Source organism: Aidingimonas halophila, assembly GCF_900106955.1.
GTDB classification, from domain to species: Bacteria; Pseudomonadota; Gammaproteobacteria; order Pseudomonadales; family Halomonadaceae; genus Aidingimonas; species Aidingimonas halophila.
The window spans coordinates 338,059-363,470 of sequence record NZ_FNNI01000001.1; the positions used below are offsets into that span (position 1 = coordinate 338,059).

A 25,412-nucleotide genomic window follows, 5' to 3' on the forward strand; every position below is an offset into this window, starting at 1 on the left:
CTCACTCCCATACATAACGTACTCGAGCCTGCACCCGAGTACGGTCATAATCATAGAGGGCGATCGAGGACTCATTGACCAGGTGGCTGACTCCCGAGCCCAATCGCCACCCATCGTCGAGCTGCCACCACCAATCGAGCGAGGCTTGCGTCAGGCGGTCACGGCGAGAGTCGGCAAACAGGGGCTCCTCATCATCATGACTGGCTCGCTGATGAACCACCTGGGCCGAGAAGGTGTGCGAGTCCGTGGCACGCCAGTCCGCCCCCAACCTGACTCCCTGATAATCGCGACCATAATGATCGGCCCCATCGCCACGGGGCTCTTCGGTACCGGCGTACACCCCAGCCGACAACCGAAGTCCAGGACCGGGTAGCCACTGCTCTATCCCTCCACCCAGTGACGCACTGTTAACATCCCGGCTGGCCAGATCGGGATAGTCGATGGCGCCTACTCGCCCAAACAGATGCAGCTTGCGGCCAGGCTGCCACTCGTGGGAGAGCTCAGCGCCGAAACCGCTATAGCGGCGGTAACTGTCTCCCCCGAGTTGCAGTTGACGCCATTCCAGCGGCAGACGTATACGCCCCCACTCTGTATCGAACCGACCACCAGCCCGCAGCCGGACCTGGCGCTGATCGTACTCGTCATGATGGTGGTAACGGCGGTCGTTTAGGTCGACACCCGCAAAGAAACCGCTATGTTGCGTCACGGGACGACGATAAGACGCGCCACCTTCCAGTGTCAGAAATTCATCGTCGATATCCTCGACGGCCAAAGGAATCTCGGGCAGCACCGGCAAAAAGAATTCATCGCCGGTCGCACTGTTCAGGTTGTCGTCGTGGCCCGTCTGGATTCCCACATAGCCTTCGACGTGGGCTTCCTGTTCGCGTTGACGCGACGCTATCGCTGTCAGAAAACGCTCGATATTGTCACGCACCCGACTGGGGGGATCATCGTTCAGTACCCGCTGGAACTGCGCTCGGGCACTGTCATATTCGCCTAGTTGGAAATAGGCACGCGCCAGTTCCAACCGAGCACGATCATGGGATGGATCGACATCCAGTACCCGAGTCAGTGCTGCCTGAGCGTGAGAAGGACGATCGGCGGCAAGTGCCGCCATTGCCAACGCATAATCGAAGTCCGGGTTTCCGCCATAGGCAGCCAATCGACGGTTGCCCCACTCATGAGCGTGACGTGGATCGTATTGACGTTGGCGTTGTTCGATCTCCTCGGCCGCGGCACGAGCGTCTTCGTCATCATCGGCGGGCACGGGTTCCACCACTGACGTCATCAAGACCACAGCCAGTAATATCCACATCCGCCGTTCGACAGAACCGCGGCAAGGAGGTATCCCATCACTTGTTTTCCTGCACATACACTCCATCCCAATTCGCAGGCAGTGTCTGCTCCTGCAGCATCGCGATGCGCTCACGATAGAGCGCATACAACCGTGTCGGCGGTCGATCATCGTGCTTATCTTGTTCCTGAAGTCGTGCAAAACCCCGGTCAGCCTGATGCCAATGTTGGGCGCGGAAATCCTGCAACGCACGATGGTAGTCGTCGAGAGTCTGGCGCTCCGTCACGGTGAGTTCGTCACGACGACAGACGGGTTGATAGATACGTACTGCCCGAGACTTCCCTTTGACACGCAATAGATCGAGTTCGCGAAAGATGAAAGACTCACCGGCCAACTCCCGGGTGCGCTCTCCTATCACGATTCCCACCTCATAGAATCGGGTGACGCCCTCCAGACGCGATGCCAGATTGACAGCATCACCCAGCACCGTATAAGCGCGCCGATAGTCCGACCCCATATCTCCCACGTTCATGACACCACTGTTGATTCCCACCCCGATCTCGATCGGTGGTAACCCTTCGCGGCGAAAGGTGTCACGTAGACGAGCCGCTTCATCCAGCATGGTCAGAGCGGCTTCGATTGATTGCTCCGCATGATGCTTGTCCGACAGCGGCGCTCCCCAGAACGCCATGATCATGTCGCCTACGTATTTGTCGACAGTGCCACGGGTCTCGAAAATGATCCGTGTCATGGGGGTGAAAAACCGGTTGAGCAGGTCCTTGAGCTCCGTCGCGCTCAACTGCTCAGACAACGCCGTGAACCCGCGGATATCGCTGAACAGCACACTGAGTTCGCGCGCTTCCCCCTGAAAACCGTAGCGGTCGGGATTGGCGCTCATTTCATCAACGAGCGCCGGAGGCACATACTGGCCGAACATTCGCTTGATACGTTGTTTGTGGCGTGATTCGAACAGAAAACCGTAGGCCAGGTTGAGCGCTGCCACCATCACAATGACGAGCAACGACGCGGCCAGGTCCAGCACGATGCCGGCCGTGTACCAGACCCATAGATTGCCGAAGCCGGCCCCCAGGATAGCCAGGAACACCATGGCGCCCTGCCATATGGGAGATAGTGCCGGCAACAACAACGCCAGTAGAATGCCCAGGGCCAATGTCGTAGCAATTTCGGCACCGCGCCCCCAGTCCGGGCTGACCAGTTGACGCTCATCCAGCATCGCCGACAGCAGGTTGGCATGGATCTCCACTCCTGGAAAAACGCCACCTACCGGGGTGCTACGCAGATCGTACAGTCCCTGGGCCGTCGTACCTACCAGCACGATAGCGCCTTCAAGGGTTGATAACGCATCCTCCCGTCCGTCCAGAACATCCGCAGCGGAAACATAGGGAAAACTTCCCCTGGGACCACGGAAGGGAACGAGCATGTTGCCCTCGGCATCGGTGGCAATTCGGGTGCCGCCCACATCTATCGCTTCCAGCACCTGCTGGTCGCCTGCTCTTTCCGTTTCCAGGCCCAATTTATCGGCCAGGGTGTACAGGCGCAGGGTCTCCAGGGAAAGGGAGGGATAAAGAGAGCCGTCATGACGGGCCACCAGTGGCACCCGACGAATCACTCCATCCCGATCGGGTTGCAACGAAAAAAAGCCACCATGTTCACCAGCCTCCTGCAAGACAGGAATGTTACTGGTGTAAGAGGTTCTCTCGGGAATTTCCAAACGAGAGGGATCGGCAAGATCGGTTTTCAGCGGTGGTGGCAATTGGCCACTACTGTTGTCCGCATCGTGAAGCGTGAAACCCAGCACCGACTCACTGGCTTCGAGAGCCTCGGCCAACGCTTCGTCACCATCGATACGCTTTGCCAGATCGGCAAACTCCTCCTCGAAGGAGGCTGCCTCATCTTCGGGTAACGACTCGGCAAGCTGAGAGACGCTATTTCGCTCCGGTTCGGGCCACATGATGTCGAAGGCGACAACGGCAGCGCCTGCGTCACGCATTCGTTCGACGAGGGTCGCCAAACGCTGGCGTGGCCAGGGCCATTGTCCCTCCCGATCCAGCGACGCTTCATCGATATCCACGATCGCAATACGTTCATCGACTGGGGAGTCACCGGCAACCTGACCGGCCAGTCGAAGGTCATAGGCGAGCGACTCAAGTCGCTGATAAAGCCCTGATACACCGGGCAAATGCCCGGTTTGCACCAGTACCGCCAGGAGCGTCAGAGCAAGTCCAGCCACGCTCACCGCCAGGCGCGGCGATGGCCTTTTCGGCATAATCCTTCATTTCCCTGCTTCAACATGTGTCATTGTCATCGACAAACAGGATCTCAGGAATATGCCACGATTTCAGTGCAGATCTGATCATGCACCGATCTTGCGAACCAGGTCCTGTCCGACGATGACATTGAATTTCTGTATGAGGTGAGGACGCTTTCGCTCCAGGCGGTGCAGATCCTCATGGGTCCAGATCATGAGTTCCGCATGGTCATCGATGACTACATCGGCATTGGCACTGGCGTGATTGATGTAGCTCATTTCGCCGACCAGATACATGGGGCCCAGGCAAGCGACGGTATGACCATCACGCTCGACACGCACTTCTCCGTCAAGCACGAGGTAGATGCGATCGGGTACCTCACCCTGACGAAGAATACGGCCGCTGTACCGAGTTTCACGTTGCCCTCGCTGCCAGAGCTGACGAAATTCGCGTGCCGTCATGAACCAGAAGACGGCACGGTGGATTCGATCGAGTTCGTCGGGCAATTCCAGCATGCGCCGTTCATGCAAGAGTATGGCTACCTGGACACCGTTGACGGCGACGAATAACGAATTCCAGACCAGCATGGCCAGGTTGTCGATACTGGCGCCATATAAAAGCATGGCCATCGAGGCTACGATCAATAGAATCCGCAAGATCAGGATGTCCCGCACCAGATACGCCACCAGCATGATGGCATATGAGAGGCTCACCATCCCGGAATCCAGGAACAATGACTGGCTCACGAATTCATGCATTCCCTGCCTCGATGACCCGATCGGTCTTGGTTGATTATCCTGATGAAACTCCCGCTACCCTAGCATATTCCGCGTGTTATCCGATCGTTACATCGCATCACGCTCGGATAGCACGACTCGATACACCCGATAACGGCGATCGTCCGCGACTATCTCGAACTTGCCGAATGTCGATTCCAGCAGATCGGGATAGGGAAGAAAGGCATTGGCGACCATGAGCAGTTGACCACCCGAGGCTAGATGGGAAGGAGCCTCTTGTATCAGTCTTGCAGTGTGACCGTAATCGATCCTTCTCTCCTGATGAAAGGGCGGGTTCGTGACGATCATGTCAAAACGACGATCTTCCAGTGCCGAATAGACATCACTGGGCAGCGCCTCCCCTTGCAGGTCATTGATCGCCAGGGTTCGCCTGGCCGCTTCGACGGCAAACAGGTTGATATCGACCAGTGTCACGTCGGCCCCCCGACTCGCCAGCCAGGCACCTATCACGCCATCGCCGCAGCCCAAGTCGAGCACCGATCTCGTGGCGTCGGGAAGGTAGGCGTCCAGCGTGGACAACAACAGCCGCGTGCCATCATCGAGCTTGCCATGACCGAAAACGCCCGGATGGCTGGCCAGTGTCAGATGCTCAGCCTCGAAGGTTTGCCAGGCAGCATCGGCCGCCACGGAGACCCGGTCCAGACGGGTCTCGAACAGTGAACAACGCCGCGCGCTATCGCGCTTGCGACATCCCAGTCCCAGTGCCGCCAGGACCTTGAGCACTCGTTTGACTCCGCCCTGGTTCTCGCCCACCACCTGCAGCGGCGTACCGACCGGTAGCCGCTCGCACAACGCCAGCAACCACCATTCGCCCAGGGCATGGCTCTTGGGCCAGAACAGTACGACCCCGGGAATCTCCCCGAGCGGTTCGGTGGACAGCGCCGAACTGGCTGACCCGCCGCTGGCGCGCCAAGTGTCCAGCACGCCCTGATCGCCGGTCAGCACGCCACCACCAGTCGCCAACAGCCACTCATCCTGTGGTGGAGCCACCCACCACCACCCCCGGTAGTCCATTGATTGGCGGTCGAGCAGCTGGCAGACGGACGTCTGAGCCTTCATGCGGTTCCCTCGTCGTTGATCTCGCGCGGCTTGCGCAAGGTATAGAGCAGGTAGCGACCCAGCCGCCAATGCGGTTCGCACTGACAGTACTGCTGTTCGAGAGCCAACAGTCGATCGTAGGTATCAGGAGACCCTGAGGATACGCCACAATAATCGGAAAATACCCGAATCCCCGCGACCGACTCGACCGTCAACCCCTCCTCGGCGGACCAGCGTGTAATCTGCGCATGCGTCAACGGGGAGATCGGTGTCAGTCGCCGCCCGCGCCCTTTGCCGGCCAGATCATCCTGTTGCACCTTGTCCCAATTCCCCTTGAGCACATTGGAGAACCGCAATGCATCTCTATTGAATACCATCAATGACACTTGACCGCCCGGGGCCAGCAACTCATTCAGCGTCGATAGCGCCGTACGTGGCTCGGCCAGCCACTCCAGCACGGCATGGCAGACGATCAATGACCAGGGCCCCGGGGTCAATGCAGGCAAGCATTGCAGAGAAGCCTGAACGTAATCAGTTGCCTTACCTTCCGAGTGTTGGCGGGCACGCGACAACATTGCCCCGGCAGGCTCCGTGACAGTGACATCATGCCCTCGATCGGCGAACCATGTCGCCATCTGTCCCAGACCGGCTCCCACCTCCAACACTGGCTGAGAATCAAGTGACAGCATGCGCGGCAACAAGTGGTCCAGCATTGCCAACCGCAATGCCCCGCGGGTTCTCCCGTAGAGGCTGTCGGCAAACTTATCCACGAGGTCATCGAAGTGGCGATCACCATCGGGTGACAGGACAGCAGCGGAAGTCGAGCGGGAAACCATCGGAACTCCGGAAGGCTTGGCAGAGCCACCTATTTTACCCTGACCGCACAGGCTTGCTAACCGGTAGATAGCGCTGCCAACCGACATCGGCCTCTATCTGGGCCGCCAATTGCAGGAGTTGTTTTTCATCGCCTACCGCGCCCAACGCCTGCACGCCGACCGGCAAACCATCAGGTGTCACATGGACAGGCATCGACATGGCCGGCTGCCCTGTCAGGTTGGCCAGTTGGGTAAACGGCGTCTCGCGCAGCGCATCACGGGCCAATTGCCCCAGAGCGCCGAGCTTGAGTGCCAACCGGGATAGCCCCGGCAGCGCCAATAGCGACATCAAACGCTCATCGGACGATGACGGATACAGTGCGCCTCTGAGCGGGGCGGGTGACGCCGTGACCGGCATCAACAGCACATCGTACTGACGATGAAAGGCCCCCATGGTCCGTCCCAGGGTATTCCAGTAACGCTTCGCCAGCACATAGTCGCTGGCCTTGAGGTGCCGTCCCAGGCGGCCGATAGCACGGGTCGACGGCTCGATCGCCAGCCGCGAAACCGGCACACCAGTCTCTTTGGCGATCCAGGCCAGATCAGCCGCCAGATGCCCGAGATATAACGACAGATAACTCTCGGCGATGGCCCGGCCGTCCAGGACGGGTTCCGCCCACTCGACGTGATGGCCCAGCGATTCACAGTGCCGGGCGGTCCGTTCCAGGGCCGTTGAGACCTCGTCATCCAATTGCGTGCCGAATGGGGAGCCAAGTGACTCGCCCAAGGATACGCCAATCCGCAACGCAGGCAGTGGACGCTCCAGAGCGGCCAGGTAACCGCCTTCGTGACGTATCGGTAAAGGCCCACCTTCATCCATGCCGTTGATCGCATCGAGCAAGGCCGCACTGTCACGCACACTGCGCGTCAAGGCATGTTCGACCACCGCCCCCTCCCACACTTCCGCATGCAGGGGGCCCAGCGGTACGCGTGCCCGTGATGGCTTGAGCCCGAACAACCCGCAATGGCTGGCCGGGATGCGAATCGAACCGCCTCCATCTCCCGCACCGGCCAGGGGCACCATGCCGGACGCCACGGCGGTGGCCGCTCCGCCACTGGAACCGCCGGGGGAGCGCGATGTATCCCAGGGATTACGCGGGTGCGGAAAAGCCTTGGGCTCGGTGATGCCCATCAGCCCCAGTTCCGGCGTCGCGGTCTGTCCCAGAATCACCAGCCCGGCCTGGCGGCACCGCTGTACCAGCGAGGAATCACATTCAGGACGCCAATCCTCCAGGGCGGCGCTACCGAAACTCAACGGCTCGCCGGCCAACGCCATCAGCAGGTCCTTGGTCAGAAACGGAACACCACAGAATGTCGCATCGGTCGTTGCAGCCGCCATTTCTGACCTGGTGCGCGGGTAGCGTGTCCTGACCACGGCGCCCAACGCCGGATTATACGTATCGATCTGACGGCAGGCCGCCTCGAATACCTCCTCGCGACTCACCTCACCGTGACGTATCAGATCCGCCAATCCCAGGCCGTCATGACGGCGATATTCCTCATCGTCCATGGTCAATGCCATTCGGTTGTCAGGGGTCCTGCACAGAAAATATATCGGAATGGTTCAAGGCAGTATGACGTTGATCAAACGAAAGCATGATTCCGGTTCCTCCCTCTAGCCATCCCTCGTATAATATCTTGTTACGTGTTTTAACATACAAGCATCGGTGATCGCCCTTGAGCTCATGCATTCCTCTGACTTCGGCACTATCTGATGTGCTGGACACACTCGATATTGCCGTCTCCATTGCCAACGGCGAGGACAGCGAATGCCCACTGGTGCATGTCAATCGCGCGTTCGAGACGCTGACCGGTTACCGTCGGCAGGAAATCCTCGGTCGCTCATGCCGACTATTGCAGCCTCAAAGCGTCGATCAACACGCTATCGACATCATACGTCGAGCCATCAGGCAACACCGCCCCGTCACCGTCACACTGGAAACCCGTCGCAAGGACGGTTCACTGTTCTGGAACGAGCTCAGTCTCTCATCGTTCACGGATATTCGAGGTCACCACTACTTGATCGGCATCCAACGGGACATCAGTGAACGCGTGCGGGCACATCGGCAAATGGAGCTGACCGAGGCGGTATTCCGCAACACTCATGATGGCATTCTGGTCACCGATGCCGACAAGAACATCATCGACATCAACCCGGCCTTTACCGACCTGACCGGGTATACCCGCCACGAGGTCCTCGGCCACAAGCCCAGCCTGCTCTCATCGGGCAAGCATGACCGTGCCTTCTACCAGCATATGTTCGCCACCGTCGCGGAACAGGGCTACTGGAGCGGCGACATCTGGAACACCCGCAAGGATGGCAGCCAGCTCATCGAGAACGCCACGATCTCGGCCATCCACGATGACCAGGGCCAGGTAATCAACTATGTCGCCGTATTCCGGGATATCACACAGCGCCGGCTCAACCAGTCCCGACTGGAGCGTTTGGCGAGCTACGACCCGTTGACGGGCCTCTTCAATCGCGAACATTTCAGCATCCTCCTGGAACGCCAGCTCGAGAACCTGGAGTTCACCCGGACCGGTCTGGCCATCCTGTTTCTCGATCTCGATGACTTCAAGCCGATCAATGACACATATGGTCATGCCAGTGGCGACGAACTGCTGATCGAGATCAGCCGTCGACTCAAGCGCCTGATGCGCAGCAACGATCTGACGGCACGCTTCGGTGGCGACGAATTCGTCATCGCGCTCACCGGCCTGGGCACCGCCGACAAGGCAGCCAAAGTCTCAGGCAAGATACTTGATGACATCACGGCACCATTTGCGCTGGACAACGGCGATGCCGTACAGGTGTCGGTATCGATCGGCATCACCTTTACCAACGATCACCAGGTCGGGGCAGCGGCGCTCATCGATGCCGCCGATTCCGCCATGTACGATGCCAAACAGCAAGGCAAGAACTGCATTGCCCATGCGCCCACCGTACATACCATCGACACCAGCCAGGATGTCTATCAACAGGTCAAGCAGGCGTTCGATACCGGTCAGATCGAGCTTTTCTTCCAGCCGATACTCAATCTGGACAACGGAAGGATCGTGGGTGCCGAAGCCCTCGCCCGCTGGCGACATCCTACTCAGGGAATCCTGGGTCCCCGTCATTTCATGCACCTTATCACGCACTCGTCGTTGAGCCTGCCCTACGGCGAATGGCTGATCGAGGAAGCCGGACGCGTTGCGGCCCGCTGTCACCTGGCCCACCACCCGCTCTATATCGGCATCAACCTGTCGCAGGACCACATTGAAACCGGCACGTTTCTCGACACCCTGGCCGCCACCTACCAACGCCACGCTTTTCAGGCACCATTCCTCAGCCTCGAAGTGCTGGAATCGACCCACTTTCATGACCTGGACCTGGCAGCCAACCTGCTTCAGGAAGCTCGCGAACTCGGCGCGATGATCGCACTGGACGATTTCGGCTCCGGCATCTCATCGATCACCTACGCCAGCCAGTTGCCACTCAGCACCGTCAAGGTCGACCGCATCGCCACCTGCTACGTGGAAACTCGCCGCGACCGGCACCAATTCCTCAGCGGCATCGTGGCCATGAGCCATGCCATGCAGCGCCAAGTCCTCGCCGAAGGTGTCGAGAGCGCAGGACAACTCAATGCACTACGCACGCTTGGCTGCGACCTTGCCCAGGGTTTCCACATCGCGCCACCGATGCCCGAAAGCGAGTTCATGGCAAGGTATGTCCTGTCCAGCGATGCAGGCACGACGTCTTGATCCCTGCCCCTGACCGTTCACTGCGCGCGTCATACCGACGCTGTATATTTACATAAGATGCATGACTAACAAGGGTCGACGTCACACGCTTGCAGAAGGGTAGATGATCTCGTTCGAGTGACCAGGCCCGGCACTGGACAGTGGCTCATGAAACCGTGGGGCGCCACTGACAGGCTACTGGAGAGCGGAGCTCATAACACAAGCATCCGTAGCGGCATCCACACACCCATCGCCATCATCACCAGGTTTTCGGTCAACGAGACAAAACCCAGCGGCACATTGCTGTCGCCACCGACACAGGTTGAACAGAGCGACGGTTTTCATCCCGAAGGGACAAAGGTGCTCCGTCGATGCTGATATCAATTGACACTGGCAGGTTTTCATGGCGCCCGTAAGAGTCTGACAACCTGGCCATCCCCCCCCAGGTGCCCTACGTTCATCAATCTTGATGTAGGTCAATGGTCAGGTAGTTCCTCGAGACTATGCTAAGAGAACCACTTCCTAATAATTTGTCTGACACCATGGTCAAGAACACTCCGGCACCTCATCCTAGACTTGCCCACGCCCAATACTTCTCCAAGTCCAGTCTATCCACTGACACAAAGGTTCAGACTCTGAACCCTGGACGCCTTTCCTCACACTCAGCTGTTGTTGCATGGCATTGACCTATGTGCAGCACCTAACCGAAATAATGTAAGCAAAAGCCTAGAATGGGCCCAATAGCCCGCCAGGAGAACGATCATGAACATTCGCAAGCACACTCTCGTCCTCGGACTCGCCTTGGCACTTGGTGCCAGCGGTACCGGCGTCGCCCTCGCCCAGGGCATGCCGGACCCTCAAGCCGGCCAGGGAAGCAGCATGATGGGCCAGGGCGGTATGGGCCCCGGAATGATGGGCCAAGGCGGTATGGGGCCTGGCATGATGAAAGGAATGATGGGTAGCGGGATGATGCCCTGCCCCATGATGGGCGGCTCCGGCATGGGCATGCAGCAGCTGCTCGAGCCCGAACAGCGCAGCGAAATGCGTGAGCTGATGCAGGGACACCGTCAGGAACAGCTCGAACGCATGGGGGAGATGATGAACCGGCGTGACGATCTCATGGCGCTAATGCAGGAGGCACGCCCCGACCCTGACGAGATTCAGGCACTGCACGGCCAGATGGCCGAGCTGCATGGCGAGATGCTGGCCGACCGGGTCCGCCACCACAACGCCCTGAACGACCTCCTCACCGACGAGCAGCGCGAACAGCTGCAGCAGGCCATGCCGGAGGGTATCACCCCCGAGGATCACGAATCCCATCACTGAGCGCTCTTCATCAACCGAGGTGGGCGGCCGCCGATAGGCCGCCCACCGGGCCTTGGCGATCAGGAGGAGAGCAATGGCCGATATGACCGATAACCGAATCACCCTGACGGTCCCAGGTATGGGCAGCGACCACTGTGCCGGCATCGTGCGCACGACGCTCGAGCGCCTTGAAGGTGTGGGCGATATCCACACCAATATCGCCAACCACCGCGTCAGCATAGCGGTGGGTGCCAAGGGCCCGGATGGCGAGGCACTGAAACGCGCCGTCGAAGGCGCCGGCTACGATGTCGCCGCCGTGCAGGGAGAAGCGGAGGAGGATGACGCCGAGGCCGATGCCGAGATCGAGGAGGGCTACCTCCGCCAGGCGCGCCAACGCCTGATCATCGCCGCGCTACCCACCACCCTGATCATGCTGCTGATGATGCCGCACATGTTCTGGCAACCGATCCCGGGGTATCTGGCGATCATCGCCGTACTGGCCTTCCCGGTGGTGTTCCTCTACGGCGGCATCGCCACCCATCGCTCGAGCTGGCGCTCGCTGAAGAACGGCACCTTCAACATGGACGTGCTGATCTCCATGGGCAGCCTTCCGCCCTACCTGATCGGCCTGGTCGGCTTCGTCTATCCCATGACCTCGTTCATCGAGATGGCCGCCACCATCATGACCTTCCACCTGCTGGGGCGCTATCTGGAGGCACTGGCCAAGGGGCGTGCCTCCCAGGCGATCCGCCGCCTGCTGACTCTGGGCGCCAAGACGGCACGGGTCGAGCGCGACGGCAAGGAGGTCGAGGTGCCGGTCAAGGAGCTCGCCCCCGGCGACATCATGATCGTCCGGCCCGGCGACAAGATCCCCACCGACGGCGAAGTGGTCGAGGGCGAGAGCCATCTCGACGAGTCCATCGCCACCGGCGAGTCGATCCCGGTCTACAAGAGCACCGGCGACAGCGTAATCGGGGCCACCATCAACAAGGAGGGGCGATTGCGGGTCAAGGCGACCCGCGTCGGCGGCGATACCTTCCTCTCTCAGGTGGTGCGCCTGATCGACCAGGCTCAGGGCTCCCGAGTGCCGATCCAGGAGTTCGCCGACCGCATGACCGGTCGCTTCGTGCCCGCGGTGCTGGCGATCGCCCTGGCCAGCCTCGTGGCCTGGGCGCTGTTCCCGGAGGCGCTGCGGCCGATCCTCGACTGGGGCGCCACCTTCCTGCCTTGGGTGAATCCCGAGGCAGCCGTGCCGGTGCTGGCCATACTGGCGGCCATCGCCGTGCTGGTCATCGCCTGTCCCTGCGCCTTGGGCCTGGCCACCCCCACCGCCCTGATGGTGGGCTCCGGCATCGGTGCCGAGCGCGGCATCCTGATCCGCTCCGGCGAGGCGATCCAGACCTTCAAGGACGTCAAGGTGATGGTGCTCGACAAGACCGGCACCATCACCCGCGGCGAACCCAGGCTCACCGATGCCGTCGCCGCCGAGGGTGTCGAAGAGGAGCGCCTGCTGACTCTGGCGGCGAGCGTGGAGAATGCCTCGGAGCACCCCATCGCCCGCGCCATCGTCGACGGTGCCAAGGAACGCGATGTAAAACCCGGCGAGGTCAGCGAGTTCCGTTCCACCGGGGCACGCGGCGTCTCCGGCAAGGTGGGCGAGGAGACTGTGTTGATCGGCAATCGCCGATTGCTGGAAGAGGAAGGAGTGACCGGCCTCGAGGCCCTGGACGAGGCCATGCAGGCCCTCGAGGACAAGGGGCGCACCGTGGTGATCGTCGCCGCCGACGGCCAGGCGCGCGGCCTCGTCGCCGTTGCCGATACCCTCAAGGAGGAATCGCGCGAGGCCATCCGCGGCATGCATGACCTCGGCCTGCACGTGGTGATGATCACCGGCGATAACGAGCGCGCCGCCCGCGCCGTGGCCGACGAGGTGGGCATCGACGAAGTCCAGGCCGGCGTGCTGCCGGAAGGCAAGGTCGACGCCATCCGCGCCCTTCAGGCCAAGCACGGCGAGCACGTGGCGATGGTCGGCGATGGCATCAACGACGCCCCGGCACTGACCCAGGCCAACGTGGGTATCGCCATCGGCGCCGGCGCCGACGTGGCCATCGAGGCGGCCGACGTGACCCTGGTCCGCGGCGAGCTGACCGGCGTGGTGGAGGCCATGCACCTCTCGCGCGCCACCTACGGCAAGATCGTTCAGAACCTGATCTGGGCCAGTGGCTACAACCTGGCCGCCATTCCCATCGCCGCCGTGGGGCTGCTGCATCCCATGGTCGGCGTGGTCGCCATGACTGCCAGCTCCCTGTCGGTGATCGGCAATTCCCTGCTGCTCAAGCGCCGCTATGCCCATACTCAACCCGCTGGAGAATCGTCATGAACCATTCCGACCCTTCCCATGAGCACCACGAGGAACGCCCCACTTCAGGGGCGCGCGGCCACACTGGCCATGGGCTGATGATGCTGGTCTGCGTCGCTCTGATGGGCAGCGCCGCAGCGTTTTTACTGTGGCGAGGGGGATCGCTGGGCGGTAGTGCCTGGCTGCTGCTGCCCATGCTGCTGTGTCTCGGTATGCACTTGCTGATGCACAATCATCTGGGGCCTCATCGGCGTGACCGGGATGAGTAACGAGACGCTAAACAGATCCAGCCTGCATCGACACCAGACAGGGAATGCCTTTGGCCGTGGCCAGCAACACTCTCATCTCCCTATACCTGTTCTGAGTTAGCGTTTAAAAATCAGAGCCCCAGACTGACGCCGGCGACGACGCCGGTATCCTCGGTGGGATCGCCATGATGGCGGGCGATGTCGGCAGTATCACCATACTGCTTCTCCCAGTAGGCGCCGACGTAGGGCGCGAAGCGGCGGGTCACCTCGTAGCCCAGCCGCAGGCCGAACTGCACCGAGTTGAGTCCCTCGCCGACGCCGAATTCCTCGACCTCGCTGGCCGCCACGGCGATCTCGGTGCGCGGCTGCAGATAGAGACGTTGCGTCAGGCGCAGATCGTACTCGCCCTCGAGGCTCGCCGAGACGTCCCCGTCGTCGCTGACCTGCAGCGCCAGGTCGGTCTCGATGCCGTAGGGCATCACGCCCTGCAGGCCGATCACCCCGTAGCCGCGCTCGGCATGGTCATCCGAGAAGACGCCGCCCTGGTAGCCGATGCCGCCCTGAAGTTCCCAGAAGTCGGCAATCAGCCGGCTGTAGAGCAACTCCAGCGATTCGAACTCGGCATCCTCGCCATCGCCCTGAACGTTCTCGCCCTCGGACTTGAGGTAGACCCGGTTGACGTCGCCGCCATACCAGGCCTGGAAGTCCCAGACCAGCGCCTCGTGGCCCTTGTCCGGTACGGCGTATTCGAGCCGGTCGAACAGCGCCATGGCCATGTTGTGTTCAGCCATCGGGGCGGGCCAGCCCTCCGGAGCATCGTAGCTGTCCTCGGCCTGGGCGACGGAGAGCGGAGTGGCCAGCAGTGCACCGGCCGCGATCATCGGGATTCTGGTATTCATGCCTTCTCCTTACGAGACCTTGACGACCCGGAACATGCCGGCATCCATGTGATAGAGCAGGTGGCAGTGGAAGGCCCAGCTGCCCTCGGCGTCGGCGGTGATCAGCGCCGAGACGCGCTCGCCGGGCTTGACGTTGAGGGTGTGCTTGCGGGGGATCAGCTCGCCCTGGCCGTTCTCCAGCTCCATCCACATGCCGTGCAGGTGGATGGGGTGCTCCATCATCGTCTCGTTGACCAGGATCAGGCGCAGCCGCTCGTCCTTCTCGAAGTGGATGGGGCCGGTCACCTCGCTGAACTTCTTGCCGTCGAAGGACCACATGTAGCGTTCCATGTTGCCGGTCAGGCGCAGCTCCAGCTCGCGACCCGGGGAGCGCCGGTCGGGCCAGGGGGCGAAGGCCTTGAGGTCGCGGTAGACCAGGATGCGACGTCCGTCGGGGTCGATGCCGATGCCCGCCTGGTCATAGCGGGATCCCGGCTGAGCCTCGCCGGGGGCGAGCATGCCCGCCTCATCGTCGCCATCACCCGGCTCCCTGTCACCGAAGTCGCCCATCCCCTCCATCTTGGAATGGTCCATACCCTCCATGTCCATGTCGGAGTGGTCCATGCCCTCCATGTCATCGGAGTGGTCCATACCCTCCATCTCGGAATGGTCCATGGCCTCCATGTCGTGGGCGCCCATGGCCTCCATGCCGCGGTCGGCGATCTTGCGACGCTCGGGAAGTTCCGCCTCCATGCCCTCGCGGGACGCCAGGGTGGCACGAGCGTAGCCGCTGCGGTCCATGGCCTCGGCGAAGATCGTATAAGCCGTGTCGTCCTCGGGAGCGACCAGTACATCGTAGGTCTCGGCCACCGCAATGCGGAACTCATCGACGGGCACAGGCTGTACCGGCTGGCCATCGGCAGCCACCACGGTCATCTTCAGTCCGGGAATGCGCACGTCGAAGTAGCTCATCGCCGAGCCGTTGATCACCCGCAGGCGAATCCGCTCGCCGGCCTTGAACAGCGCCGTCCAGTTCTCACCGGGCGAGTGGCCGTTGACCAGGTAGGTGTAGGTGCTGCCGGTAACGTCGGCGATGTCACGCGAACTCATGCGCATCTTCGCCCACATGCCGCGCATCTCCGACGTCGCCGCAAAGCCCTTCTCGCGCACGTCGGCGAAGAAGTCGGCAATAGTACGCTCCTGGAAGTTGTAGTACCCCTCGGCGGTCTTGAGGTTGCGAAACACCGCCATGGGGTCCTCGTAGGTCCAGTCGGTGAGCAGCAGCACGTGCTCGCGATCGTAGCGGAAGGATTCGCGCTCGGCGGCATCGATGATCAGCGGCCCGGCATGGCCAAGCTGCTCCTGCAGGCCGGAGTGGCTGTGGTACCAGTAGGTGCCGTTCTGGCGCACCGGGAAGCGGTAGGTGAAGGTCTCGCCGGGTTCGATGCCGGCGAAGCTGACGCCAGGCACGCCATCCTGGCCGGCGGGCAGGATCAGGCCATGCCAGTGGATGGATGTGGGCTCGTCGAGCAGATTGGTGACCCTGAGCACGGCATCCTGGCCTTCCTTGAGCCGAATCATCGGCCCGGGGCTGGTGCCATTGATGCTGATCGGCCGAGCTTCCTTACCATCGACCAGGATAGATTCACGCCGGATGGCCAACGCCAGCTCCGGACCTTCCTCTATACCTTTAGCATAGATGCTGGATTGTCCCCATGAGACCGCCCAGGCGGGCTGTAATCCTAATGCAGTAGATCCGACTCCCAGTACCGCACCGGTTTTGAGCAATTGGCGACGCGAGATTCCATAGGTCGAAACACTTGAACTTGTCATGCATCACTCCATCAGCACGTGGATACGCTGATCATGACGCAACAAGCTGAAAGTATCCTGAATATTGGGAGGGCTAGGGTTCATGGCAAGGGATAGTGATCGTCACTTTCAATCCCCTCATTGTGCCAGTATCAAACGCAACACCACCTTCATAGCGATCCATGAGTTGGCTGAGTATCGACAAACCCAACCCATGGCCTGGATGGCTTTCATCAAGTCGAACGCCACGCTGTGCCAGCTTGGGTAACACATGTCGAGAGATGCCTGGCCCGTCGTCCTCGATGACAATAGTCAATCCCGATCCCATCGATAAATGACACTCGATCTCACGACTCGCCCATTTGCCGGCGTTATCAAGAGGGATTCCCAGCATTTCTGAAAAATCATGACGCTCTATCGGAATACATGCGCTGTCTCCGGCGTTGATAGTCAAGTGGAACCACTTGTCGGGATAAAGCATGCGGAAAGTATCAATCAGTCGATGCACATCTTCGGGAATACATGCAAGCTGCCCCGCACTAGGACCAGCAATCCACGAGCGCCGAATTTCCGCTTCCAACTGTCCATGAATATCCTCCAGGCGTTGCAACAGCTTCTCTCGACGATTCTCGTTTATTGGACGACCACCGCGGAGTACCTGTGTTACCGCAGCGAGTGGCGTCTTCAAGGCATGGGAAAGGTTCGCTGCCGAATCACGACCTCGTTGAAGACGAGTATCGATTTCATCCATGAAACGGTTGAGCTGCGTCACCAGACCATCCAGTTCGGAAGGGGCATTCAAGGCCAGGCGTTGTCGGCGGCCAGTCCTCAATTCCATCAATTGCCCCTGAAGGTGTTTCAGCGGTACAAGCCCTCGATGCACTGCCACCAGATTCAAGGCAATCAGCAACACCAGCAACACACCCGCGATCGCCCCAACCCACCAGTGGAGAGTGTCGAGACCGGCTTCTACCTGGGAAAACTCTTCCCCGACCAGGAGTACACCATCGCTATCATCGAGGGAAAAACCACGCCGATAGACCAATAACCGATGCTCTTCCCAAACCACCTCTATCAATGCATCATCGGTGTTATCCAGATAGGGCTTGAGCGCGGTCTGCCAACGTGCCTCTGAGGCACTGACCTCATCGTCCAGTTCCAGCACATAGAGGTGGTGGAACACCTGATATCCCTGACTGACGGAATCAAGCATTGCCGGAGTAGTCTCACTCTCCTGTTGCAATTGTCGAACTGCGTGATCAGCTTCACGTTGCAGACGTTCACCTAGAAAGTCCTTTGCCAGTTCCCGAAGCAGGAAGCCATGCAGTACCCAGGCTGCCCCCACTACAACCAATGCTGTGCCGGTCAGCCAGACCAACAGGCGGAAGCGTAAACTTCGGCGGTCAATGCGAAACAAAAATATACCCCTGCCCCCGCCGGGTCTGGATCACCTCTCTACCCAACTGACGACGCAATCGCCCTATATACACTTCCACCAGGTTCGATGCAGCAGCGTCCTGTCCCAGCGAGTAGAGCTGGTCGAGCAGATGTGATTTGGAATGAACCCGATCAGGATAGTGCATCAGATAACGTAACAGCCGGAATTCCGTCGATGTTAACGGATGCCAGCTCTCGTCACCGACACTGACACACTGAGTCGACTCATCAAGTGTTATGCCATTGAGCGACAATTGATCGGTTAAACCACCGGAACACCGGCGCAACAATGCATGTAGACGGGCCAACAATTCCGCTTCATGGAAGGGTTTGGTCAGATAGTCATCGGCCCCCCGACGCAGACCGACGACTTTATCTTCCCAGGTATCCCGGGCGGTCAGCACTAGTATCGGCAGATCATGTCCCGCTCGACGCCACTGTTCCAGCAAATCGAGACCCGACCCATCCGGCAGCCCCAGGTCCATGATGGCCAACACGTACGACTCGGTCGTCATGAGAGACCAGGCTACCCGCAAACTAGGGGCTAAATCCACGCAATAACCGTTATCCCCGAGGCTTTCCTCCAGACTCTCGGCCAACAGATCATCATCTTCAAGAAGCAACAGCTTCATGGATCAACCCTGGAGATCGATGACTCCATACATGCCTGACTCATAATGCCCCGGGATGTTACACGCGAATTCAAGCTCGTCCACATTGTCCGGAGCGGTCCAGACCAGACGTTCGGTCTCTCCCGAAGCAATCGTGACAGCGGGCATGTTACCGCCATGCTCCCCCTCTTCCATGTCATGACTGCCGTGGCTGGCGTGATCATCATGATGCCCTTCACTGCCCATTTCCTGCATCATCTCACGATGCTTCTCCTGAGCTCCTGCATCCCCGATGACGAACTCGTGCTCGACATCTCCGGTATTGTGAATCTCGAACTCGATGGTCTCTCCTGGCTCCACATTCAATGCTTCCGGATCGAACCACATATCACCCGCCACAACGCTGACGGTACGATCGAGTTCAGCTTCTGCCTGACTACTATGGTCCCCCTCGTGCTCTCCTGTTGCCATGGCGGTGGAAGCCAGTAAACCAAAGCCCAATGCCAGAAATGATGCTCGCATGGATACCTCCCATTCATTGTCTTGTTGACAGGAATATCCTACATCATGAAGCTGAAACCAGCCTGAAACGGGGACTCCCTCTATTCCACACCATTATCACGCATTATTATCGAAAAATCATATACCTATGTGCTGGACCAAGGTTTATTTCAGCATGTCGATCTGTTATATACGAGTAAAATAACAACACTGCATGAGGTTCTGCCCCTTCCCCTGATTGAACCACCGAGCACGGGGCCATGCCCCAGAGGAGATAAGCGATGATGGCAGAATGCTTTTCAGTGATGGGCAGTATGGGATGGGTAGGTTGGATCATGCCCCTCGCCATGCTGACACTGTTTGGACTGGCAATCGCTGCGCTAGTCAAATACCTGAGAAATTGACTATATACCAGCCAAGACGGCCGCTCTCCACCTCTCGAGCGGCCGAACCGATACTGATGCCAGGGCACGGGAGTCTGCAGCACAAGGATTCTCAGCGGGTTTATCTCCGCAGTTCAGCCGCCTATAATAGCGGCGCTTCGCCCTCTTAGCTCAGCAGGATAGAGCAGCCGCCTCCTAAGCGGCAGGTCGCAGGTTCGAATCCTGCAGAGGGCGCCATCCAGGTAATCGACGCTCCCCAAACCTGACCACCAACCCCGTAACAACGCCTGTCGTTGCCGGCATGCCTCCCCCAGCTTGCCCGAGCCATTCCTCCCTCTCAGTGCACGTTCGAGCTCGTCGTCACTGATCGCATCTCCTGCGACAAACACGGTTTATTACGTGCTCTCTCTGGCCACCAACCTGACACCTAGATCGAGGCGGGTCTCTTGCTCCGTCAAGCTCCCCCCCAAACGCGCCAGCAACATCCGGGCGATATGCTGACCAATTTCCTGGCTAGGCGGCTCAACGGTTGTCATGGGCGGTACGGTGCTGGCGGTGAAGTCCTGGTTGCCAAAACCCGCTACGGCGAGTCGGTCGCGAATCGGCCATCCTTGACGCTGGCATTCGAGCAGGACACCAAGTGCCACTATATCGTTAGCGCAGAAAATCGCTTCCAGGTCAGTATGATCACTCACTAATTCTCGCACCAGCTCTCCGGTCTCTGCGGTATTGCTACGCCCCTGCAACTCGCGTAGCACAACGGAGCCGCCGGCATTGGTCATATCCTCACGAAACCCCTGATAGCGTTCCTTCGCCCGTATATCACGCTGGAAACTGGTGCTAAGAAAGGCCGCTTTCCGATAGCCTTTAGCCAGAAAATGTTCTGCTACCAATTTTCCGCAGGTGCGATGGGAGAAGCCGACGACCATATCGAGTCCTTTCTGGCCGAAATCCCACATTTCCACGATGGGCGTGTCACTCTTGGCAAGCAGCGAAATCGATTTTCGGCTATGCGCAAACCCCGTCAGCACCAGGCCAGCAGGATTCCAACTCAGGATTGAGCGGATCAATTCTTCCTCACGCGACTCATCGAATTCGCTGTTACCGATCAGCAATTGGTAGCCCGCAGGCCGTAAATGTCGTTCCAAGGTTTCTAGTGTGGCTGAGAAGAACGAGTTGGTGATGGTGGGTACAATGACGCCAATCACGTTGGAGCGCGAAGAGGCCAATCCCCCCGCCATGGTATTGGGAAGATAGCCCAACCGATCAATTGCCGTTTGGATTCGTTCGGCTCGCTGGCTGGAAACCTTATCCGGATGGCGTAGATAGAGCGATACCGTACTCGGGGAGACGTCTGCCAATTGGGCAACCTCGCCCATGGTGGCCCGTTGAGAGTTGCGTCTTTGTCTTGCCACTGTTACAGCCCTATTCCGGTGATTCAGAGGGTTATACAAACATCACTGTGACTACCGAGGCGCTTCGTGACACCTCGAATGACCATGGCATGCAGTCCAAACCACTGATTGCTTTATAAAAGGTTGCGACGTATTCGTCCCTGAACGAAACGTTGATCCATAAGCGGTATAGCTAGCCATACGACGAAAGCACAACCCGATACACATTGTATCGCAAAAATCGCAACGCTACGATAAACAAGCAATAAATCTTAATAACCAACATTAAGTTATTGTTAATAATGGATTTTAACAAATTCATTAAATTTCGTAGCGATACGAGGAAATGAACAATGAAGCCTGTACGTCGTTCCATGATCCTGTTGATGCTCGCCGGCACCTCGCATACTGCGTTTGCTCAAGACACTTTGGACATCATCGTGCCCTTTGCTGCAGGTGGTGCAACGGACATCGTCGCACGTAGTTTCGAGCCGCCCTTCTCCGATAACCTCGGCGTCACTTCGGTAGTGCGTAACGTGGCTGGCGCCAGTGCAACGGAAGGCACCGCTGAGGTCGCCAACAGCGAAGGCAACCCCAACATTATCGGCTACGAGCCGGCCGGCGCGCTCAGCATCCAGCCGTCGCTGAAAGATCTCCCCTACGGGCCGGACAGCTTCACCTACATCTGTCGGACCACGTCCAATCCGATGTTCTTGATGGTGTCCCAGTCGTCCGACATCGAAAACTTCGACCAGCTCGTCGCAGCCTCCCAAGAGGAGCCGCTGCTCTATGGCTCCTCCGGGCCTGGCACGCTACCGCAACTGGCGGTCGCCGCTCTGGTGGGCGAAAGCGACCTCGAGGCCTCACATATTCCCTACAGCGGTTCCGGGCCGGCCATGAATGCGCTAGCGGGCGACGAGATCCAGATCATGGCAGACACCGAGACCATCCTCGCGAACTATGACCTCCGCCCGTTGGCGGTCTTCGCCGACCATCGCATCGAAGGCTACGAGGATGTACCGACCATCGGTGAACTGGGCCTTCCGGAGATGGAATTCGCCGTCTGGCAGGGCCTGGTGGCGCCCAAGGGTATTTCACAAGAGCGGAAGACCCAGTATTCCGACGCCTGCAAGGCCACGCTCGAGTCCGATCGATTCAAGTCTTTCGCCGAGAAAGCCAAGGCCGGCATCGCCTATCTCGGACCGGAAGATTTCGAAGCCTTCGTGAAGCAGCGTTACGACGCCAACAAGCAAGTATTACGCGATGTCGGCCTGATCGAATAAACCCGCAAACCATCATTCAGCGAGGTATGCGTCATGATTGCGAGATTGGCCAACCCCAGGGTGTTGCTGGGCCTGGCCTTGTTCCTTGTCGGCGCCGTGCTGGCGTTCCATGCCTGGCGCGGCCCGACCGATGCCATGCTGATGCCGCGTGTCGTACTGACGCTGTGGTGTGGATTTGCTCTGGTGATCACTTTCGTCGAGCTGTCGCATGCCACGGCAATGAGCAGCAGGTCGCTGTCACCGTTGCCCGTGCTGATGGCGGCCGTACTCATCGCCGCCATCGCGGTGGCCAGCCTGGGGTTCCTGCTTCCCTCGCTGCCGCTCGTCGCCTTGACACTGTGGCTGTTTCGCCTGCGCCGCCCACTGCCGTTGGCGGTGGGCACGCTCGTCATCGCCGGTGGCCTGTGGTTCTTGTTCCACCACGTGCTGCTGATTCGGCTGCCGACACTCTTGACCAGCGGAGCGCTGTAACATGGATATCATTCTTGCTGCGGTGGGCGATGCCTTCGCCTGGCAGGCGTTGCTCGCCATCGTCGTCGGTACCTGGGCCGGGATCATCATTGGTGGGCTGCCGGGCCTCGGGTCGGTGGTGGGACTGACCGTCTTTCTTCCTTTCACTTTTGGAATGTCCACCATTACCAGCATGGCGCTGCTAATCGGTGTCTACTGCGGTTCCGTCTACGGTGGCTCGATCACCGCTATTCTCATCAATACTCCCGGTACACCCCAGTCGGCGGCGACCACCTTCGACGGTTACCCCATGACTCAGGAAGGGCGTGTCGACGAAGCGCTGGGCTGGGCGACGTTCGCGTCCTTCTTCGGCGGCGTTCTTTCCTGCGTAATATTGATCTTCTGCGCGCCGCAGCTCGCCAAGTTCGCCGTTAACTTCGGCTCGATCGAAGTCTTCGCTCTCATCTGCCTGGCGATGATGTGCATCGTGGGCGTTTCCAAGGGTAGCGTCATGAAGGGGCTGGTTTGCGGCATGATCGGCTTCTTTCTCTCCATGGTGGGTTCGGACCCCATTACCGGGGCCGACCGCTTTACCTTCGGTAGCTATGCCTTGTCTTCGGGGCTGACGCTGATTCCGGTGGTGGTGGGCGCTTTCGCGCTTTCGGAAGTCTTCGTGCGTTTTTCCTCGCGGGACGATCCAGGTGCAAAAATCCCTGAGGCCAAGTTGCGCCTTCCTAGGCTGGGTGAGTGGTTTAAGCGCTTGATTGAGCTTGTCCGCGGCTCGTTGATCGGTAGCTTCATCGGCGCATTGCCGGGCACCGGTGCGGCCGCGGCAGCGTTCATTAGCTATGCCTCTGCGCAAAAACTGTCGCCGCGTCGCGATCGCCTGGGCCAAGGCGAGCCGGATGGCATCATCGCTTCGGAGTCGTCCAATAATGCAGTGACCGGCAGCTCGTTCATTCCTACGCTGGCGCTGGGCATTCCAGGCGATGTCGTCACGGCGATGATGATGGGCGCCATGGTGATTCATGGCATCACGCCGGGTGTACGGTTAATGGTCGATCAAGCGCAGACGGTCTACTCCCTGTTCGTCGTGCTGATCATCGTCAACGTCGCCATGCTGATCTTGAGCAAACCCTCCATCGGCCTGTTTCGCTACCTGTTCCGGCTGCATCAGGGCTACGTCATGGCCGCCATCGTGATCTTCAGCTTCATCGGTGCTGCGACGGTGCGCGGCAATCCGCTCGACCTGGTGGTTGCCGCCTTGACCGGCATCCTGGCCTACGCCCTGCGCCGCGCGGATTACCCGCTGGCCCCCCTTGTCATCGGCATGGTGCTGGGGCCGGAACTGGAAAGCTCGCTGCGTCGCGGCCTGCTGATCAAGCGCGGCGACTTCCTGGAATTTTTCACCCATAGCGGCATCTCCATGACGCTGTTCTCGTTGCTCGCGCTGTTCATCATCTGGACCGTGTGGTCGGGAATCGCCCAGCGGCGCCAGTCGTCGGCCAACGCCCCACGCGCCGAAAGCGACGCCACCAAGTAATCCTCTTTTCCGAATTTGTTACTGGATACGCGACATCATGATTATTACCGACATTAAGACGCACGTGCTTGCCGCTCCGATCGAGCAGCCTTTCGCTTTTTCCCAAGGGTGGGTGCATCAGCGCACCGCCATGCTGGTCGAGGTCCATACAGAGGATGGCCTGGTCGGCTGGGGTGAGTCGATCAATCATGGCCTTCAGCCGCCGCAGGTTGCCCAGGCGGTCGTCGAGTACGCCCTCAAGCCGTTACTCGTCGGCCGCTCAGTGTTCGACCACGAAGTGCTATGGGAGGAGATGTACAACCACACCCGTCCTTACGGCCAGAAAGGCGCAGCACTGTTTGGCATAGCGGCAGTAGACATTGCGCTATGGGATCTTTTCGGAAAGGCGCTGGGGCAGCCGATCCATCGACTCATGGGCGGCGCGTTTCGGCATGAGATCCGTCCCTATGCGACCGGCTTCTACCGCCGCGAAGAGGGGCGCTACCCCGAGGACATCGTGGAAGAGGCGTTGCGCCACCAAGCCAACGGCTATTGGGCGATGAAGATCAAGACCGGTTTCGGTGTCGACTCGGACATTCGCGACATGCGCGCAGTGAGAGAGGCGGTTGGTGACGACGTACAGCTAATGATGGATGCCAACTGCGCCTATAGCGTGCCGGCGGCACGGCGGATCCTCATGGAACTCGAAGATACGCGGGTCCACTTCTTCGAGGAACCGCTCAGCCCAGAGAACCGTCACGGTTACCGCGAACTCAAGGGTGTGTCGCGCACTTACGTGGCTGCTGGCGAAAACGAATACAGCAAGATTGGCTATCGCGAGCTGATCAGTGACGGGGCGCTGGATATCATCCAGCCCGACCTAGGGGCCGCCGGCGGCTTTACCGAATGCCGCAAGATCGCCGCACTTGCCCAAGCCTGGCACGTGCCGCTGATTCCCCATGTTTGGGGCACCGGCATTGGACTCGCCGCTGCCGTACAGTTCATTGCCACGCTGCCACCACAACCACTATCGCTGAACCCGGACGAGCCGATGCTCGAGTACGACCAATCCGCGCACCCCTTCCGCCAGGAGCTGATCGGGGGGGAGTTCGCGCTCAACGTCCGTGGTTGCGTGGAGGTGCCCGACAAACCGGGGCTGGGCATCGAGATCGACCGAAACGTCATCGACCGTTATCGACTCTGAAGCGCGCAGGTTCTAGCCAAGGGAGCAA

20 protein-coding genes and 1 tRNA gene are annotated in these 25,412 nt (G+C 59.7%); 9 read left to right on the forward strand and 12 right to left on the reverse strand.

Annotated features, from left to right (window positions below; translation table 11 throughout):
- Position 1: 1 nt before the first annotated feature.
- The 6 genes from BLW01_RS01695 to BLW01_RS01720 all read right to left on the reverse strand — a co-directional run bounded on the left by BLW01_RS01695 (position 2) and on the right by BLW01_RS01720 (position 7,796).
- The gene (locus BLW01_RS01695) at positions 2 to 1,315 is read right to left on the reverse strand and encodes a tetratricopeptide repeat protein (RefSeq protein WP_175529735.1); all 1,314 of its coding nucleotides are present in this window, start codon (positions 1,313 to 1,315) and stop codon (positions 2 to 4) included.
- Positions 1,316 to 1,352: 37 nt separating this feature from the next.
- Positions 1,353 to 3,545, reverse strand: a complete 2,193-nt coding sequence (locus BLW01_RS01700; protein WP_217635473.1) for a CHASE2 domain-containing protein — start codon at positions 3,543 to 3,545, stop codon at positions 1,353 to 1,355.
- Positions 3,546 to 3,668: 123 nt separating this feature from the next.
- Positions 3,669 to 4,322 carry a cyclic nucleotide-binding domain-containing protein gene (locus BLW01_RS01705; protein ID WP_092567763.1) on the reverse strand — a complete coding sequence of 218 codons (654 nt, stop codon included), beginning with the start codon at positions 4,320 to 4,322 and terminating at the stop codon, positions 3,669 to 3,671.
- A gap of 87 nt (positions 4,323 to 4,409) precedes the next feature.
- Positions 4,410 to 5,420, reverse strand: coding sequence for a methyltransferase (locus tag BLW01_RS01710; protein WP_092567764.1), 1,011 nt, complete (start codon positions 5,418 to 5,420; stop codon positions 4,410 to 4,412).
- The gene (locus tag BLW01_RS01715; RefSeq protein WP_092567765.1) at positions 5,417 to 6,235 is read right to left on the reverse strand and encodes a methyltransferase domain-containing protein; all 819 of its coding nucleotides are present in this window, start codon (positions 6,233 to 6,235) and stop codon (positions 5,417 to 5,419) included. The genes BLW01_RS01710 and BLW01_RS01715 overlap by 4 nt, the downstream gene beginning before the upstream one ends.
- A 34-nt stretch (positions 6,236 to 6,269) precedes the next feature.
- Positions 6,270 to 7,796 carry an amidase gene (locus BLW01_RS01720; RefSeq protein ID WP_280513643.1) on the reverse strand — a complete coding sequence of 509 codons (1,527 nt, stop codon included), beginning with the start codon at positions 7,794 to 7,796 and terminating at the stop codon, positions 6,270 to 6,272.
- A gap of 155 nt (positions 7,797 to 7,951) precedes the next feature.
- On the opposite strand from BLW01_RS01720, the gene BLW01_RS01725 reads away from it, so the two are divergent.
- From BLW01_RS01725 to BLW01_RS01740, 4 genes are all read left to right on the forward strand, one after another.
- Positions 7,952 to 10,018: a putative bifunctional diguanylate cyclase/phosphodiesterase gene (locus BLW01_RS01725; RefSeq protein ID WP_092567766.1), complete on the forward strand. Its 2,067-nt coding sequence runs from the start codon at positions 7,952 to 7,954 to the stop codon at positions 10,016 to 10,018.
- A gap of 741 nt (positions 10,019 to 10,759) precedes the next feature.
- Positions 10,760 to 11,323 (forward strand): Spy/CpxP family protein refolding chaperone, encoded by a 564-nt coding sequence (locus tag BLW01_RS01730; protein WP_092567767.1) that lies wholly within the window; start codon positions 10,760 to 10,762, stop codon positions 11,321 to 11,323.
- A 73-nt stretch (positions 11,324 to 11,396) separates the two neighbouring features.
- Positions 11,397 to 13,682: a heavy metal translocating P-type ATPase gene (locus BLW01_RS01735; protein WP_092567768.1), complete on the forward strand. Its 2,286-nt coding sequence runs from the start codon at positions 11,397 to 11,399 to the stop codon at positions 13,680 to 13,682.
- Positions 13,679 to 13,930, forward strand: coding sequence for a hypothetical protein (locus tag BLW01_RS01740; protein ID WP_092567769.1), 252 nt, complete (start codon positions 13,679 to 13,681; stop codon positions 13,928 to 13,930). The genes BLW01_RS01735 and BLW01_RS01740 overlap by 4 nt, the downstream gene beginning before the upstream one ends.
- Before the next feature lie 110 nt (positions 13,931 to 14,040).
- Here BLW01_RS01740 and BLW01_RS01745 read toward each other — a convergent pair whose 3' ends face one another.
- From BLW01_RS01745 to BLW01_RS01765, 5 genes are all read right to left on the reverse strand, one after another.
- On the reverse strand, positions 14,041 to 14,808 hold the full coding sequence (locus BLW01_RS01745) for a copper resistance protein B (RefSeq protein ID WP_175529736.1): 768 nt from the start codon (positions 14,806 to 14,808) through the stop codon (positions 14,041 to 14,043).
- Between the two features lie 9 nt (positions 14,809 to 14,817).
- Complete coding sequence (locus BLW01_RS01750) at positions 14,818 to 16,620, reverse strand: copper resistance system multicopper oxidase (RefSeq protein ID WP_092567770.1); 1,803 nt, start codon at positions 16,618 to 16,620, stop codon at positions 14,818 to 14,820.
- Positions 16,621 to 16,693: 73 nt separating this feature from the next.
- Positions 16,694 to 18,016 (reverse strand): sensor histidine kinase, encoded by a 1,323-nt coding sequence (locus BLW01_RS01755; protein WP_092567771.1) that lies wholly within the window; start codon positions 18,014 to 18,016, stop codon positions 16,694 to 16,696.
- Positions 18,003 to 18,668 (reverse strand): response regulator transcription factor, encoded by a 666-nt coding sequence (locus BLW01_RS01760; protein ID WP_092567772.1) that lies wholly within the window; start codon positions 18,666 to 18,668, stop codon positions 18,003 to 18,005. Before BLW01_RS01760 ends, BLW01_RS01755 begins: the two co-directional genes overlap by 14 nt.
- Positions 18,669 to 18,671: 3 nt before the next feature.
- Positions 18,672 to 19,169 carry a cupredoxin domain-containing protein gene (locus tag BLW01_RS01765; protein ID WP_092567773.1) on the reverse strand — a complete coding sequence of 166 codons (498 nt, stop codon included), beginning with the start codon at positions 19,167 to 19,169 and terminating at the stop codon, positions 18,672 to 18,674.
- 522 nt (positions 19,170 to 19,691) lie between these two features.
- On the opposite strand from BLW01_RS01765, the gene BLW01_RS01770 reads away from it, so the two are divergent.
- Positions 19,692 to 19,768 (forward strand) — tRNA-Arg (locus BLW01_RS01770).
- A gap of 158 nt (positions 19,769 to 19,926) precedes the next feature.
- Here the strand turns inward: BLW01_RS01770 and BLW01_RS01775 are convergent.
- Positions 19,927 to 20,910: a LacI family DNA-binding transcriptional regulator gene (locus tag BLW01_RS01775; RefSeq protein WP_092567774.1), complete on the reverse strand. Its 984-nt coding sequence runs from the start codon at positions 20,908 to 20,910 to the stop codon at positions 19,927 to 19,929.
- 368 nt (positions 20,911 to 21,278) lie between these two features.
- Between BLW01_RS01775 and BLW01_RS01780 the strand changes: the two genes are divergently transcribed.
- The 4 genes from BLW01_RS01780 to BLW01_RS01795 are packed head-to-tail and all read left to right on the forward strand — an operon-like array spanning position 21,279 to position 25,384.
- On the forward strand, positions 21,279 to 22,208 hold the full coding sequence (locus tag BLW01_RS01780) for a Bug family tripartite tricarboxylate transporter substrate binding protein (RefSeq protein ID WP_092567775.1): 930 nt from the start codon (positions 21,279 to 21,281) through the stop codon (positions 22,206 to 22,208).
- A gap of 33 nt (positions 22,209 to 22,241) precedes the next feature.
- Positions 22,242 to 22,679, forward strand: coding sequence for a tripartite tricarboxylate transporter TctB family protein (locus BLW01_RS01785; RefSeq protein WP_092567776.1), 438 nt, complete (start codon positions 22,242 to 22,244; stop codon positions 22,677 to 22,679).
- 1 nt (position 22,680) lies between these two features.
- Positions 22,681 to 24,201, forward strand: a complete 1,521-nt coding sequence (locus tag BLW01_RS01790; RefSeq protein WP_092567777.1) for a tripartite tricarboxylate transporter permease — start codon at positions 22,681 to 22,683, stop codon at positions 24,199 to 24,201.
- A gap of 37 nt (positions 24,202 to 24,238) precedes the next feature.
- Positions 24,239 to 25,384, forward strand: a complete 1,146-nt coding sequence (locus BLW01_RS01795) for a mandelate racemase/muconate lactonizing enzyme family protein (RefSeq protein ID WP_092567778.1) — start codon at positions 24,239 to 24,241, stop codon at positions 25,382 to 25,384.
- Positions 25,385 to 25,412 lie beyond the last annotated feature (28 nt).

Bases quoted from the DNA above. Each gene is read 5' to 3' on its own strand.
- BLW01_RS01765 (WP_092567773.1), bottom strand. From the start codon at position 19,169: ATGCGAGCATCATTTCTGGCATTGGGCTTTGGTTTACTGGCTTCCACC.
- BLW01_RS01695 (WP_175529735.1), bottom strand. From the start codon at position 1,315: ATGTGGATATTACTGGCTGTGGTCTTGATGACGTCAGTGGTGGAACCC.
- BLW01_RS01735 (WP_092567768.1), top strand. From the start codon at position 11,397: ATGGCCGATATGACCGATAACCGAATCACCCTGACGGTCCCAGGTATG.
- BLW01_RS01785 (WP_092567776.1), top strand. From the start codon at position 22,242: ATGATTGCGAGATTGGCCAACCCCAGGGTGTTGCTGGGCCTGGCCTTG.
- BLW01_RS01740 (WP_092567769.1), top strand. From the start codon at position 13,679: ATGAACCATTCCGACCCTTCCCATGAGCACCACGAGGAACGCCCCACT.
- BLW01_RS01795 (WP_092567778.1), top strand. From the start codon at position 24,239: ATGATTATTACCGACATTAAGACGCACGTGCTTGCCGCTCCGATCGAG.
- BLW01_RS01750 (WP_092567770.1), bottom strand. From the start codon at position 16,620: ATGACAAGTTCAAGTGTTTCGACCTATGGAATCTCGCGTCGCCAATTG.
- BLW01_RS01745 (WP_175529736.1), bottom strand. From the start codon at position 14,808: ATGAATACCAGAATCCCGATGATCGCGGCCGGTGCACTGCTGGCCACT.
- BLW01_RS01775 (WP_092567774.1), bottom strand. From the start codon at position 20,910: ATGGGCGAGGTTGCCCAATTGGCAGACGTCTCCCCGAGTACGGTATCG.
- BLW01_RS01705 (WP_092567763.1), bottom strand. From the start codon at position 4,322: ATGCATGAATTCGTGAGCCAGTCATTGTTCCTGGATTCCGGGATGGTG.
- BLW01_RS01720 (WP_280513643.1), bottom strand. From the start codon at position 7,796: ATGGCATTGACCATGGACGATGAGGAATATCGCCGTCATGACGGCCTG.
- BLW01_RS01780 (WP_092567775.1), top strand. From the start codon at position 21,279: ATGAAGCCTGTACGTCGTTCCATGATCCTGTTGATGCTCGCCGGCACC.
- BLW01_RS01710 (WP_092567764.1), bottom strand. From the start codon at position 5,420: ATGAAGGCTCAGACGTCCGTCTGCCAGCTGCTCGACCGCCAATCAATG.
- BLW01_RS01715 (WP_092567765.1), bottom strand. From the start codon at position 6,235: ATGGTTTCCCGCTCGACTTCCGCTGCTGTCCTGTCACCCGATGGTGAT.
- BLW01_RS01790 (WP_092567777.1), top strand. From the start codon at position 22,681: ATGGATATCATTCTTGCTGCGGTGGGCGATGCCTTCGCCTGGCAGGCG.
- BLW01_RS01730 (WP_092567767.1), top strand. From the start codon at position 10,760: ATGAACATTCGCAAGCACACTCTCGTCCTCGGACTCGCCTTGGCACTT.
- BLW01_RS01760 (WP_092567772.1), bottom strand. From the start codon at position 18,668: ATGAAGCTGTTGCTTCTTGAAGATGATGATCTGTTGGCCGAGAGTCTG.